Origin of the sequence: Tistrella arctica, from assembly GCF_039630945.1 — a bacterium.
GTDB classification, from domain to species: domain Bacteria; phylum Pseudomonadota; class Alphaproteobacteria; order Tistrellales; family Tistrellaceae; genus Tistrella; species Tistrella bauzanensis.
In genome coordinates, this window is record NZ_JBBKTV010000013.1 from 22,642 (window position 1) to 37,209 (window position 14,568).

The following is a 14,568-nucleotide window of genomic DNA, read 5'->3' on the forward strand; positions in this document are numbered from 1 at the left end:
TGCGGCCGGGATCAGGCGGCCGGTCGCCAGCTCAGGCCAACGACCTCAGATCGGCGACTTCAGCTGGGCGGCGATCTCCTCGACCTCGAAGGCCTCGATCACGTCGCCATTGCGCAGATCCTGGTAGTTCTCGAAGGCCATGCCGCATTCCTGGCCGGCCCGCACTTCCTTGGCGTCGTCCTTGAAGCGCTTCAGCGAGCTGAGCGCGCCCTCGTGGATGACCACGTCGTCGCGCAGCAGGCGAACCTTGCTGTCGCGGCGGACATAGCCTTCCGTGACCATGCAGCCGGCGATCTTGCCGACCTTGGTGATCGCGAAGACCTCGCGGATCGTCGCCTGACCCGTGATCGTCTCGCGACGGATCGGGGCCAGCATGCCTTCCAGCATGCCCTTCACGTCGTTGGTCAGGTCATAGATGACCGAGTAGTAGCGCAGTTCCAGACCCGCCTGACGCGCCACGTCCCGCGCCTGGGCATTGGCCCGGACGTTGAAGCCGATGATCAGGGCGTTGCTGGCCTGGGCCAGGGTCACATCCGACTCGTTGATGCCGCCGACGGCGCCATGCAGCATGCGGACCGCGACTTCCTCGTTGCCGAGCTTGGCCAGCGTGGAGGTGATCGCTTCCAGCGAGCCCTGCACGTCGGTCTTGACCAGCACCGGCAGCTCTTTCTTCGCCCCGGCCGAGATTTCCGACAGCATCTGTTCGACAGTGCCACGGGCGCCGAGGGCGGTGGCCGCACGGGCACGCTGCTCGCGCTCGGACCGGAAGTCCGAGATCTCACGGGCCTTGCGCTCGTCTTCCACCACAACCAGTTCGTCACCTGCCTGCGGAACGCCCTGGAGACCCAGGATTTCCACCGGCACCGACGGTCCGGCCTCTTCGACCTTGCGGCCCTTGTCGTCGATCAGCGCACGCACACGGCCCCACTGGCTGCCGACCACGAAGGCGTCGCCGGTCTTCAGCGTGCCCTTCTGGACCAGCACGGTCGCAACCGGACCGCGGCCCTTGTCGAGCTTCGCCTCGACCACGGCGCCCTGAGCGGCGCGGCCGGTATTGGCGCGCAGTTCCAGCACCTCGGCCTGCAGCAGGATGGCTTCCAGCAGCTTGTCGAGGTTGTAGCCGGTCTTGGCCGAGACCTCGACGGCGATGATGTCGCCGCCCAGTTCTTCCAGGACCAGTTCGTGCTGGAGCAGCTCGTTGCGCACCCGTTCGGGGTTCACGCCCGGCTTGTCGATCTTGTTGATCGCAACCACGATCGGCACACCGGCGGCCTTGGCGTGATTGATCGCCTCGACCGTCTGCGGCATCACGCCGTCATCGGCCGCGACCACCAGCACCACGATGTCCGTCACCTGCGCGCCACGGGCACGCATGGCGGTGAAGGCGGCATGGCCGGGGGTGTCGAGGAAGGTGACGTGATCGCCGGTTTCCAGCTCGACCTGATAGGCGCCGATATGCTGGGTGATGCCGCCGGCTTCGCGGGCCACGACATCGGTCTTGCGCAGCGCATCCAGCAGCGAGGTCTTGCCGTGGTCGACATGGCCCATCACCGTCACGACCGGGGCGCGGTGGGTCAGGTCATCATCGGTATCGTCGAGACCCAGGATGCCCAGTTCCACATCGTCCTCGGCCACGCGCTTCACCCGGTGACCGAATTCGGTCGCGACCAGTTCGGCCGTGTCCGCGTCGATCGCCTGATTGATGGTGGCCATCACGCCCAGCGTCATCAGCTTCTTGACGACATCGCCACCGCGCACCGCCATGCGGTTCGCCAGTTCCTGCACCGAGATCACCTCGGGCACGATCACGTCACGGATGACGCGGGCCTGGGGTTCGGCCTGCCGGCCGGCGCGGCGCATGCGTTCACGCTGACGGCGCATGGCCGCCTGGCTGCGCTGGCGTTCGCCCTCGTCGCCGCCTTCGACCAGACGCTTGATCTCGCCCTTGCCACCACGGCGACGATCGTCGCCGGGGCGCGCGGCCGGGGTCGCACGCTTGTTCGCGGCCTTGGCGCGGCTCTCTTCCTCGTCACGCTCGACCTTGCGGGCACGTTCGGCCGCACGGGCACGGGCGCGCTCGACATCATCGTCGAGAACCGGGGTGGTGGTGGTGGCGCCAGGGGCCGCCGGCCGGGCACCGCCCGGACGATCACCACGCGGCGGGCCACCGGGGCGATCGCCGCTGCGGAAATCGGGCCGGGCCGCGCCACCGGGGCGGTCACCACTGCGGAAATCGGGCCGGTCACCGCGCGGAGCGCCGCCACCGGGGCGGTCGCCACTGCGGAAATCGGGCCGGTCGCCACGCGGAGCGCCGCCAGCGGGGCGGTCGCCACTGCGGAAATCAGGCCGGTCGCCACGCGGAGCACCGCCAGCCGGACGGTCGCCACTGCGGAAATCGGGCCGATCGCCACGCGGAGCACCGCCAGCCGGACGGTCGCCACTGCGGAAATCGGGCCGATCGCCACGCGGGGCGCCGCCAGCGGGGCGGTCGCCACTGCGGAAATCGGGCCGGTCACCGCGGGGCGCGCCACCACCGGGGCGGTCACCACTGCGGAAATCGGGCCGGTCGCCACGCGGGGCACCGCCCGGGCGATCGCCACGCGGGGCACCACCAGTGCGGTCACCGCTGCGGAAATCGGGCCGGTCACCACGCGGGGCGCCACCACCCGCCGGACGCTCGGTCCGGGGGCTGTCGCCACGCGCCTCGACGGTGCGCGGGGTCTCGGCACGGGGCGCCGGCGCCTCGGGTGCCGGGGCAACCGGTGCCGCGGCCGCGGCCGCACGGGCCTCGATCTCGCGACGGGCGGCGTCCTCGGCCTCGCGGCGCGCCGCTTCCTCAGCCGCCTTGCGGGCGGCCTCCTCGGCGACCTTGCGGGCCTCTTCCTCAACCTTGCGGCGGGCCTCGTCCTCGATCTTGCGACGCGCCGCTTCCTCGGCCCTGCGGACCTCTTCCTCGGCACGGCGCTTCTGATCCTGAATCGCCTGTTCAAGCGCCCGCAGGCGCACATCCCGCTCGTCCTGCGTCAGGCCGCCGTCAGCGGCGGCGCCACGCGCACGACCGCGACCGCCGCCGGAACCGCTCCGGTTGCCCTGCTCGGGCACCGACACGGTCCGCTTGCGCTTGACCTCGACCGTCACGGTCTTGGAACGGCCGTGCGAGAAGTTCTGGCGAACCTGGGCGCCTTCCGCCGCAGGCTTCCTCCTCAGCTCAAGACGCCCGGCTCCCGACAGGCTGAGCGCCTTCTTCTGGCCGTCCTCGTTGGTCTCGCTCATATCGCTCCGGTTATCCGTTCTCTCTCAAGCCGGCCGACACCCGGTCGACAGGGTAGGGGGCATCCCTGAAACCCGCAAGGCGCTGGGCAGCGCCCAGGAAACGCTTCGCGAGCCGTCCTTCGGCAATCGCGACATTGACCGCATTCTCGCGTCCGAGAGCACGACCCATTTCATCGCGGGTCAATAGTGCGACGACAGGAACGCCCTTCAGCGCTCCCATGCGGGAGGCGGCCGTCTCTCCGGCATCCGATGCCAGGGAAATGGCGCCGACGGTGCCGGCATCGAGCCAGCTCCGCACTTTTTCGTATCCGGCGACAACCGCTCCCGCCCGGCGGCCGAGCCCAAGATATTCCAAACACCGGGCAGTTAGCAATCGCTCGACCGTCCCGATCAGGTCATCGCCGACCTGCGTCTGTGTCCGGAAGGCTCTTGAGAACAACCGGCGCTTGATTGCGATGGTCAGTGACGCCCGATCGGCAGTCACCCACGCACCGCGTCCCGGCAGGCTGGCGTCGACATCCGCGACCACCCGCCCTTCGGGGTCGAGCACGAAACGGATCAACCCGTCGGGCGATCCGCTCTGGCCCTTGACGATGCAGCGGCGTTCAGGCGCACGGTCGCGCGGCCCCGCATCGGTCGGCAGGTCGTCGCCTGCCGCCGCATCGGGTATCGCCACCATGCCGTCCGGCATTGCCGGATCGATCGCCACCACCATCATCGCTCCGTTCATGGCCCGGCGCCATGGGGTTCCGGGCCGCGTTCATATCAGGCCTTGGCGCCATCGGCGCCGGCATCGGCCGTATCACCAGCGCCAGCCTCGACGCCGACGGCGTCAGCGTCATCCACCACCGCGCCGGCCGCCGGTTCGTCCTCGAACCAGTGGGCGCGGGCGGCCATGATGATGCGGTTGGCCTCGGCCTCGTCCAGGGTGCCGGCGGGCAGAAGCTCGATCAGCTCGTCGCCCGACAGGTCGGCGAGGTCATCAAGGGTCTTCACCCCCTTCTCACCAAGCTGCGCCAGCATCAGCGGCGTCATGCCCTCGATCTCGGCGACCGCGTCCTCGACGCCCAGTTCGCGGCGCTTGTCGTCCATGCGCCGGTCACGGGCTTCCAGGAACACCTGGGCGCGGTTCTGAAGCTCGGCCGCGACATCGGGGTCGAAACCCTCGATGCCCGACAGCTCGTCTTCGGCCACAAAGGCGATCTCCTCGATCGACTCGAAGCCTTCGGTCACCAGGAGCTGGGCGATCACCTCGTCGACGTTCAGCGCCTCGATGAACAGCCGCGAGCGTTCGCGGAACTGTTCCTGGCGCCGCTCCGACTCCTCGGTCTCGGTGACGATGTCGATGTCCCAGCCGGTCAGCTGCGATGCCAGGCGGACGTTCTGGCCGCGCCGGCCGATGGCCAGCGACAACTGTTCGTCCGGCACCACCACCTCGATCCGCTGGGTATCCTCGTCCAGCACCACCTTGGCGACTTCCGCCGGGGCCAGCGCGTTGACCAGGAAGGTCGCGGTATCGGGCGACCACGGAATGATGTCGATCTTTTCGCCCTGCAGTTCGGCAACCACCGCCTGCACACGCGAACCGCGCATGCCGACACAGGCGCCGACCGGGTCGATGCTGCTGTCGTTGCTGGTCACCGCGATCTTGGCGCGCGATCCCGGATCGCGGGCGCAGCCCTTGATCTCGATGATGCCGTCATAGATCTCGGGCACTTCCTGCGCGAACAGCTTCGCCATGAACATCGGATGGGTGCGCGACAGGAAGATCTGCGGCCCGCGGGGTTCCTCGCGCACCGAGTAGATATAGGCCCGGACCCGGTCGCCGACGCGGAAGCTCTCCCGCGGCAGCAGTTCGTCGCGGCGCATCACCGCCTCGGCGCGGCCCAGATCGACCACGACGCTGCCATATTCGGCGCGCTTGACGATGCCGTTGATGATCTCGCCGACCCGTTCCTTGAACTCGTCGAACTGGCGCAGGCGCTCGGCCTCGCGCACCTTCTGCACGATCACCTGCTTGGCGGTCTGAGCGGCGATGCGGCCGAAATCGATCGGCGGCAGCGGGTCGACCAGGAAATCGCCGGGAACGGCATCGGGCTTGCGGTGGCGGGCATCGGCAACCGTGGTCTGGGTCGCTTCGTCCTCGACCTCGTCGACCACCTGGGTATAGCGGTACAGACGGATTTCGCCGGTCTTGCGGTCGATGGTGGCCCGGATATCGTGATCCTGGCCGTATTTGCGCCGACCCGCGGTCTGGATCGCCTGTTCCATGGCTTCGAGCACGCTGTCGCGGTCGATCGACTTCTCGCGGGCAACCGCGTCAGCGACCTGTAGCAGCTCGTGCCGGACCGGGCCGGTGTTGAAGTTGATGTCCATGGGGCGCACTCAGCTCCGGTTATCCTGGACGGCGGCGATCAGCTCATCGGTGAGGATCAGCTTCGCCGACGAAATCTCGTCGAAAGGCAGGGCCGCTTCGGCGCCGTCATCCAGACGGATCGCGACCAGCCCGCCATCACGCACGCCGGCAAGCCGGCCGCGGAACCGCTTGCGGCCCTCATGCGGGCGCCGCAGTTCCATCTTGGCCTCAAAGCCGGCGAACCGCTCGAAATCCTTGAACCGGGTCAGCGGCCGGTCGATACCGGGGGAGCTGACCTCAAGCGCATAGGCCTCGGTGATCGGATCCTCGACGTCGAGCAGCGCCGACACGACATTGCTGATCTCGGCGCAGTCATCGACCGTCATCAACTGACCATCGGTGCGCTCGGCCATGATCTGCAAGGTGGCATTGGTGCCCGATCGGAACACGATGCGCACGACCTCGTAACCGAGATCGCCGATGGCCGGCTCGATCAGCTCGGTGATACGACGAACGACGTCCATGCGCTCCTCCAGTGGCGGGGCGAGGCCAGACCGGCGCGGGCGACTGGCCCGGCACAGGTGATGGTCCGACGCGGCACAAACAAAAAAAGGCGGGCCCAAGGCCCACCCGGCGGAAGCTGCATGTGACCGCGACCTCCGGCGTGCCCACGCCGGATACCCCTCCGGTCCCTCACCGGGGCGGAAGGCTCGTCGGCTTGGGCGCTGGCGGGATCGCCGGCGGTCCGCAAACGCGGACGACGGTCAATATACGCATATGTAACGGAACCGCAAGGAGTTTGTCCCCGGGGGCGCCCGCGCCCCGCCGTCAATCTGCCGCAACCTCGCCTGCCTGCCATCGGCGCCTCAGCGAACGTGGGGGTGTCACTGCGGCCATACAAGACCACCCAGAGCGATTCCGCGCCGGAAACAGGCCGGATCTTCAGAAAAATGCTCAGGTCTTCAGAAACCGCATGAACACCGGCACGCGTCCCGCGGCGCGGGCCTTGGCCTCATAGCGGGTCTCGATCTGGCCGTCGGGCCGCCGCTGCCAGTCGCCCGGCCGGCGCGCCGTCCAGGTGAAGGCCGGATGGGCACGAACATGGGCCAGCGTCCAGGCACACAGATCGGTATGATCGGTGGCGGCCGTCAGTTCGCCGCCCGGCTTCAGCACCCGGGCCAGCGCCGCCACCGTCTCGGGCTGGATGAAACGGCGCTTGGCATGGCGGCGCTTGGGCCAGGGGTCCGAGAACAGCAGATAGACCCGGTCGAGACAGGCATCGGGCAGCACGTCCAGCAGGCGGGCGGCATCATCGCCCAGCACCCGCACATTGCGCAGGCCGCGGGCCTCCAGTTCTACCAGAAGCGCCGACATGCCGCCGATATAGGGCTCACAGCCGATGAAGCCGGTTTCCGGCTCGGCCTCGGCCCTGGCGATCAGATGCTCGCCGCCGCCGAAGCCGATTTCCAGCGCCAGCGCCGCCGGCGGATGATCGAACAGCGCCCGGGGGTCGATCGGCGACAGCGGCCCGCCCTCGCCGCGCGGCGGCAGCGCGATCGCCAGCGCCGGCAGCGTCTGTTCCAGCACCCGGCTGCGATTGGCTTTCAACGGCCGGCCGATGCGGCGGCCGAAATGGCGCCGCCCGACACTGTCGCCCTGGCTGTCGGCGTCATCGACATCAGGGTCGGTCGGGGCGGCGGGCTCAGGGCTTGAAACGGTCATCGGCGGTCCGGTGTCCGGGCTGGTCAGTGGGGTGGGCTGTCGACAAAAAAGCGGGCGGCATCCGGATCTCCGGATGCCGCCCCTTGCTGATCGCATGGATCAGGATCAAAGCACAAGCTGCTTGATCGCCTCCACCAGATCGGTCTTCTCCCACGAGAAGCCGCCATCGGCCTCGGGCTCACGCCCGAAATGGCCATAGGACGCGGTGCGGGCGAAGATCGGCTTGTTCAGCTGCAGATGCTCGCGGATGCCGCGCGGGGTCAGGTTCATCACCTCGCGCATCGCCGCCTCCAGCTTCGCCTCGTCGACCTGGCCGGTGCCATGGGTGTCGACATACACCGACAGCGGGTGCGACACGCCGATGGCATAGGATAGCTGAATGGTGCAGCGATCGGCCAGACCGGCCGCCACCACGTTCTTCGCCAGATAGCGCGCGGCATAGGCGGCAGACCGGTCGACCTTGGTCGGATCCTTGCCCGAAAAGGCGCCGCCACCATGGGGCGCGGCACCGCCATAGGTGTCGACGATGATCTTGCGTCCGGTCAGGCCGGCATCGCCATCCGGGCCGCCGATCACGAAATTACCGGTCGGATTGATATAGAGATGAGCGTCGTCGCACATCCAGCCCGCAGGCAGCGAGGCCTCGATGATCGGCCGCACGGCGGCCTTCACCTCGTCCTGGGTGACGCCGGCGATGTGCTGGGTCGACAACACGATCGAGGTGGCGCCCACCGGCTTGCCGCCTTCGTATTGCAGGGTCACCTGGCTCTTGGCGTCGGGGCCGAGCAGCGCCACGTCGCCCGAGCGGCGGGCGGCGCGCAGATTGCGCAGGATGGTGTGCGCATAATGGATCGGCGCCGGCATCAGCGCGTCGGTTTCCCGGCAGGCATAGCCGAACATGATGCCCTGGTCGCCGGCGCCTTCGTCCTTGTTGCCGGCGGCATCGACGCCAGCCGCGATATCAGCCGACTGATCGTGCAGAAGCACCTCGATCCTGGCGGTCCGCCAGTGGAAGCCGTCTTGCTCGTAACCGATGTCGCGGATGACGTCGCGCGCCACCTGCTCGATCGTCTCGGGCGACGTATCGCCCTTGGAGCGGATTTCACCCGCAATCACCACCCGGTTGGTGGTCGCGAGTGTTTCGCAGGCGACCCGCGAGAACGGGTCGGCAGACAGAAGATGGTCGAGAACGGCATCCGAAATCCGGTCACAGATCTTGTCCGGATGGCCTTCGGAGACCGACTCGCTGGTGAACAGGTAGTTGCTGCGGGCCATGACGCGTCTTCAACCCCTCAAGAACCGACGACGAACCGTGGTTCCGACCACGGTCCGGGCAACCTCGCGGGGTTTGAGCCCGCCGGCTGCCTACGATGGACTCCGTGCGTCTGGGTTCTCGGCGGGTTGACACGAGAATGCGCCCACCAAGCCCACTTAGCGCACTGTTTAACGTGGCGGCAAGCGGCACAAATCCGACCACGGACGGTTTGACATACCCACGCTCTCACATGCTGCGCTTGCAGCAGATGCAGAATTCGCGTGGTGGTTTTGCTCAAACCGTCGGATGAAACTTTCACGACGTGCTTCCGGAATCAAGCACGTTTTTCAGGCACCAGTTCCGATGGCGTCGCTCATCGAGCGGGCCAGGTCGATCACGCGGGTGCGGGTGCGTGCATCGGGAATGCGAGCGAAGTCGAAGGCCAGCATCTGGGCGTCCGGGCCTTCCATCACCGCCCAGTCGAAGCCGTCATCGATGCTCAGCAGCCCGCGTCCTCCCGCCACCGCTTCTGCCTGATCATAGAAGAACGATACCGGCACATCCAAGGCATGGGCGATCAGGAACAGCCGGCCCGCGCCGATGCGATTGGTGCCGCGTTCATATTTCTGGATCTGCTGGAAGGTCAGCCCCACCCGCTGCCCCAGCTTTTCCTGGCTGAGCCCCAGAAGCTGCCGGCGCAACCGCACGCGTCCACCGACATGAGCGTCAATCGGGTTCAGTCTCGTCACCATCCGCGTCATCCCTCCTCGAACCCCGCAGGCCTCGTTTCCGACCTGTTACCAGCCGGATAGATGACATCACGCCATGGCATGGGTCAACCCCGGCGCGCGCATGGGGCTGCACGAAACGCGTATTCCGGGTTGCATTCCCGGTCACACTCGCCTCCGGTGACAGGTTGAACACGCATCAGTTGCTTTTTTCCGCAGACTCGACATCGCAAAGTAGTTTACTGACTCTCCGGGGGAAAATCAGAGCGCCGGTTCAAACGTTCTACGGAATTTTCTCAGGAATAAAAGTTATCACTCGGACACTGCAAGATCATGAGAAGGTCATACCAAAATATATCAAGATCTTGTGAATGCTCAGGCAGCGTCGGTATTGCGGCGGGTGGTCAGCAGACCTGCCGCCATCACCAGCAGGGCCGCGATGCCGGCGGCCTTGTCGCCCATCCGGGCATAGATGGTCGGTGCCAGCGCCACCGGCAGCGGACCATCCAGCACGCCGCGTCGGTCCAGGGGCAACAGCGCCACGATCCGCCCCAGCGGGTCGACGATCGCCGATATGCCGTTATTGGCGGCACGGACCAGCGGCAGGCCTTCCTCGATCGCCCGCATCCGGGCGGCGGCGAAATGCTGGAAGGGGCCGGCGGTCAGGCCGAACCAGCCGTCATTGGTCACGTTCAGCAGAAAGCCCGGCCGGGCGGCGGGGTCGGCCCCGGCAGTGACCGCCCCGGGGAAGATCGCCTCATAACAGATCAGCGGGCTTGCCGGCGGCAGGCCGGGCAGCGCCAGCGTGGCGGGGCCGGGGCCGGCCGAGAAATCCATCGTCCCCTCAGTCAGCTTGGGGAACGGGTTGAACGCGCGCAGCGGCACATATTCGCCGAACGGCACCAGATGCGCCTTGTCATACACACCCCGGATGCGCCCGGCATCATCGATCGCCAACACACTGTTATAGATCAACGGCGTCGGCTCGGCCCCGTCGGCCGCACCGACCGGCGGTGGCACCCACTCCACCCGCGGCGCCCCGGTGATCAGCAACCCGCCCGGCGGCACCGCCGCCACCAGCGCCGTCCGGGGCTCGGCATCCTGTTCCAGGTAATAGCCGACCGCGGTTTCCGGCCAGATCACATGGCTGATGCGGTCGAAGCCCGGGCCACGGGTCAGATCGATCTGAGTGCGCATATGCTGCGCCCGCATGCCACCGCGCCATTTCTCGCGCTGGTCGATCGCCGCCTGCACCAGCCGCAACCGCACATCCGGCACCATCGCCGTCGCTGTCTCCGACAGCCGCGCCATACCCCATCCGGCGCTGCCCGCCACCACCAGCAGAATCAGCACCGCCAGCGCCAGCGCCGGGCGCCGATCGCCGGCCCCGCGCGTCACCAGCAAAGCCGGGCTTGTGAACACCAGCACCGTCAGCAGGCCCAGCCCATAGATGCCCACCACCGAGGCCGCCTGCGCCACCGGCGGCACCGCCAGCCAGGCACTGCCGGCCAGATTCCAGGGAAATCCGGTCAGCACATGGCCGCGCAGCCACTCCGCGGCCACCCACAGCACCGCGAAGATCGCGATCCGTCCGGGCCCCCGGCCACCCAGCCGCGCCTGCGCCACCCCGACAAAACCGGTGAAAATGCCAAGCCCCGCCGCCAGCCCCAGCACTGCCGGCACCGCCAGCGCGCCGAATTTGGCGGCATCGACGAAGAAGGCGACGCCGATCCAGTACAGCCCGGCGGCGAACTGGCCCAGCCCGAAGGCCCAGCCGGTCCAGAAGGCCGGCCAGATGCCGGGCCGGCTGCGTGCGGTTCCGCCATCTGCCGGCGTCCCATCCGGCGCCGGCCCGAGGCTCACGCCGTCGAGCAGCAGAACCAGCACGGTGAAGGCCAGCATGCCCAGGGGCAGGATCCCCGCCGGCGGCAAGGCCGCCGTCGACACCCCGCCGGCCGCGGCGGCCATCAGCAGCCGCAAACGCGGGCGCAGGCCGGCCAGCCGGTCGGCGCCGGCCCGCAGGCGACGGAACAGGGGGGAGCGCGTCGACACGGACCCGGTCACGCGGCGGTCGATGCCTCGTCGGCGGTGACGCGGATGCGCATCCGCTTGATCCGGCGCGGGTCGGCGTCCAGGATCTCGAACACCAGCCCCGCCGGATGCTCGACGGTCTCGCCCGCCGCAGGCACCCGCCCGGTCAAGGCGAAGACCAGCCCGCCCAGGGTGTCGACATCTTCGTCATCATCGACCAGAACCCGGTCGAGCCGGGCTTCCAGTTCCTCGACATCCAGGCGGGCATCCGCCTCGAAGACGCCATCCTCGATCTCGACCAGCCGGCTCTGGGGCTGGTCGTCATGTTCGTCCTCGATATCGCCGACGATCTGCTCGACCAGATCCTCGATGGTCACCAGGCCATCGGTGCCGCCATATTCATCAACCACGATCGCCAGATGGATGCGGGTGGTGCGCATGCGGTTCAGCAGGTCCAGAACCCGCATCGACGGCGCCACGAACAGCACCTCGCGGACGATGCCGGCAGCCTCGATCGGGGTCCGCTCTCCCAGCCGGGCGACCACATCCTTGATGTGCACCATGCCGACGAGTTCGTCGAGCGTGGCGCGATACACCGGCAGCCGGGAATGTCCGGCCTCGGCGATCTGACGCAACAGCTCGTCCAGAGGGGTGCCGATCTCGACCGCGATGATGTCGGCGCGAGGCACCATGACATCCTCGACCGTCAGGTCGCCCAGCTTGAGCACATTGGTGACAAGCTGGCGTTCGGCGGGGTCAAGCGCCGCGCGCTCGTCCTCATCGCCTTCAGCGCGTTCGGCCAGATCGACCAGACTGTCGCGCAGGTCATCCCGTTCACGGGATCTGCCGCCGCCAAGCCATGACAACAGCAGGTGTCCGAGGGTGTTGTTGCCGGCCCCGCCCGTGCGGGGCCGTCTAGACGAAGATTGGTCGCTCATCGCTTCCTGCCCGATGGGCCGCGCGCTGGTGGAGCGATCCTTGTGCGGCATGGCGTCGGCCATGTGCCAGCGATCCTGATGCTGCGCGGCACCTGCCACGCGCTCCGGCCATCATCGCGGTCCGGTTGATCACCACTCCCGGCACGCGATACGCCCGCCCGCCAGACCAGTGGCCATCCGCTTGAAATCCAAGTTTCCGTCGAAGGCGGGTGCACAGTCAATCATCCATCGCATGCGCCATGCGGCATCCCCATACCGGCCATGCAATGGTGGCAACCATGATCGTGCCGCCCTGCCGCCGACACCCGATCCGCCGCTATCTCCGCCGCCATGTCCGCAGACTGTCAGGCATCCGGCGCACCATCGATCAGCGTATAGGGGTCATCGATGTCAAAGCCTGCCAGGGTGGCGGTCTCCAGCGCCTCCATGGCGGCGGCCTGCTCCTCGGTCTCGTGGTCGTGGCCGATCAGGTGCAGCAGGCCGTGGGCCACCAGATGCAGCAGATGCGCGCGCGGCCGCTTGCCCTGAGCCTCCGCCTCGGCCAGCACGGTCTCGGCGGCGATCGCGATATCACCCAGCATCAGCGGCGCGCCGGGCGGCAGCGCCTCCAGCGCGTCCGCCACCGCGTGCCGGTCGTCGGCCCCCAGATCCTCGGCCGGAAACGACAGCACATTGGTCGGCCGGTCCTTGTCACGCCAGTCGCGGTTCAGCGCCTGCACCGCCCCGTCGTCGGCCAGCGTCAGCGACACCTCGCCCACCCGCTCGCCCAGCGCCTCAAGCAGATGCGGCGCGGCCGCGGCCAGCAGGGCGGCGGCCACCCGGCCGATCGCCTCGCTCAAGGGGCCATCGACCCGTCCGGCCGGCAGGCTCCAGGCCGCACCTGACCACAGCGGGCTTGCCTGCTCGATCACGATCTCGATCCGTCCGCCCAGCACCGCCAGGGTTTCGACCGATGTGTCGTCGCCATCCATGGCCGGCATGTCCTCGCGCGTCATGCCCCGGTCTCCGGGTCGTCCCCGCCCTCTCGCACCGGCTGATCCTCTCGCACCGGCGGCACCCGCACGGGGCCGCGATCGATGCGCTTCGGGCGGCGGCGGGCATCATCGCGGGCGGCATAGGCCCGCACGATCCGTGCGACCAGCGGGTGGCGAACCACGTCGGTGTCATCGAAGGTCACCACCGGCACCTCGTCCAGATGCCCCAGTACCGCCAGCGCGTCGGACAGGCCCGATGTGGTGCCGGCCGGCAGGTCGATCTGCGACAGGTCGCCGGTGATCACCATGCGGCTGTTTTCGCCCAGCCGGGTCAGGAACATCTTCATCTGCACGGCGGTGGTGTTCTGCGCCTCGTCCAGAATGACGAAGGCATTGGCCAGGGTGCGGCCACGCATGAAGGCCAGCGGCGCCACCTCGATCTTGCCGGTCTCGATCAGCTTGGCCACGATCTCGTCGGGCAGCGTGTCCTGCAATGCGTCATACAGCGGCCGCAGATAGGGGTTCACCTTCTCTTCCAGCGTGCCGGGCAGAAAGCCCAGCCGTTCGCCGGCCTCGACCGCGGGCCGCGACAGGATGATCCGGTCGACCTTCTTTTCAAGGAACAGCGCCACCGCCATGGCCACCGCCAGATAGGTCTTGCCGGTGCCGGCCGGGCCGATGCCGAAAACCAGGTCGTGATCGCGGATCGCCGACAGATAGGCGCCCTGGCGCATCGATCGCGGGGTGATGCGCTTCTTCTTGGTCTTGATCACCACTTCGCCGGTGATATAGGCACCGGCCTGGGCGGAAGCCTGCGCATGCGCAGCACTGCCATGGCTGCTGCTGGCGCTGCCATGTCCGCCCGCCGCCTGCGCCACCGCATGGGCGGCATCGGGGGGCGAGACCGGCATCTGTGCGGCCGGAATCTCCACCGGTTCGGCGCCGAGCGCCGCGGTGGCCGCCTGGGTCACCATGCGGATCGCGGCATCGACCTCGGCCATAGTCACGATCAGGTTGCGCTTCAGCCGCTCATACAACCCGTCGAGCACGGCGGCCGCGGCGTCCTGGTCGGCCTCGTTGCCCGAAATCGCCAGCCGGTTGCCACGGGTGGCGATGTGCACGCCAAGCTGGGCCTCGATCCGGACCAGATGCTCGTCATGCTCGCCAACCAGCAGGGCCAGAAGATGGTTGTCGTCGAAATCCACGATCACCGCATCGGCATCGGCGGCGGACCCGCGCTCGGCGGGCCCTGCGGCCGCCCGGCCGCGGGGTCCACGGTCGCTGCGCCGGG

At 68.2% G+C, this 14,568-nt stretch carries 11 protein-coding genes and 1 riboswitch; all 11 genes read right to left on the reverse strand.

The annotated features are described in order from the left end of the window. Positions 1–45: 45 nt before the first annotated feature. Positions 46–3,273, reverse strand: a complete 3,228-nt coding sequence (gene infB / locus WG924_RS23810) for a translation initiation factor IF-2 (protein ID WP_345935539.1) — start codon at positions 3,271–3,273, stop codon at positions 46–48. Between the two features lie 10 nt (positions 3,274–3,283). Further along, positions 3,284–4,003, reverse strand: a complete 720-nt coding sequence (locus WG924_RS23815; RefSeq protein WP_345935540.1) for an RNA-binding protein — start codon at positions 4,001–4,003, stop codon at positions 3,284–3,286. A 35-nt stretch (positions 4,004–4,038) separates the two neighbouring features. Further along, positions 4,039–5,649 carry a transcription termination factor NusA gene (gene nusA / locus WG924_RS23820; RefSeq protein ID WP_345935643.1) on the reverse strand — a complete coding sequence of 537 codons (1,611 nt, stop codon included), beginning with the start codon at positions 5,647–5,649 and terminating at the stop codon, positions 4,039–4,041. A 9-nt stretch (positions 5,650–5,658) separates the two neighbouring features. Continuing rightward, the gene (gene rimP / locus WG924_RS23825) at positions 5,659–6,153 is read right to left on the reverse strand and encodes a ribosome maturation factor RimP (RefSeq protein WP_188576355.1); all 495 of its coding nucleotides are present in this window, start codon (positions 6,151–6,153) and stop codon (positions 5,659–5,661) included. Positions 6,154–6,583: 430 nt separating this feature from the next. After that, positions 6,584–7,351: a tRNA (guanosine(46)-N7)-methyltransferase TrmB gene (gene trmB, locus WG924_RS23830; protein ID WP_345935541.1), complete on the reverse strand. Its 768-nt coding sequence runs from the start codon at positions 7,349–7,351 to the stop codon at positions 6,584–6,586. 105 nt (positions 7,352–7,456) lie between these two features. Then, positions 7,457–8,626, reverse strand: coding sequence for a methionine adenosyltransferase (gene metK / locus WG924_RS23835; RefSeq protein WP_345935542.1), 1,170 nt, complete (start codon positions 8,624–8,626; stop codon positions 7,457–7,459). Positions 8,627–8,762: 136 nt separating this feature from the next. After that, a riboswitch (SAM riboswitch) is annotated at positions 8,763–8,838 on the reverse strand. A gap of 115 nt (positions 8,839–8,953) precedes the next feature. Then, on the reverse strand, positions 8,954–9,358 hold the full coding sequence (locus tag WG924_RS23840) for a helix-turn-helix domain-containing protein (RefSeq protein WP_345935543.1): 405 nt from the start codon (positions 9,356–9,358) through the stop codon (positions 8,954–8,956). 351 nt (positions 9,359–9,709) lie between these two features. After that, on the reverse strand, positions 9,710–11,386 hold the full coding sequence (gene lnt / locus WG924_RS23845) for an apolipoprotein N-acyltransferase (protein WP_345935544.1): 1,677 nt from the start codon (positions 11,384–11,386) through the stop codon (positions 9,710–9,712). An 8-nt stretch (positions 11,387–11,394) separates the two neighbouring features. Next, entirely contained in the window at positions 11,395–12,366 is a 972-nt protein-coding gene (locus WG924_RS23850; protein WP_345935545.1) for a hemolysin family protein, read from the reverse strand. Between the two features lie 281 nt (positions 12,367–12,647). Then, complete coding sequence (ybeY, locus tag WG924_RS23855) at positions 12,648–13,274, reverse strand: rRNA maturation RNase YbeY (RefSeq protein ID WP_372045172.1); 627 nt, start codon at positions 13,272–13,274, stop codon at positions 12,648–12,650. Positions 13,275–13,294: 20 nt separating this feature from the next. Then, positions 13,295–14,482 carry a PhoH family protein gene (locus WG924_RS23860; protein WP_345935547.1) on the reverse strand — a complete coding sequence of 396 codons (1,188 nt, stop codon included), beginning with the start codon at positions 14,480–14,482 and terminating at the stop codon, positions 13,295–13,297. Positions 14,483–14,568: the final 86 nt, after the last annotated feature.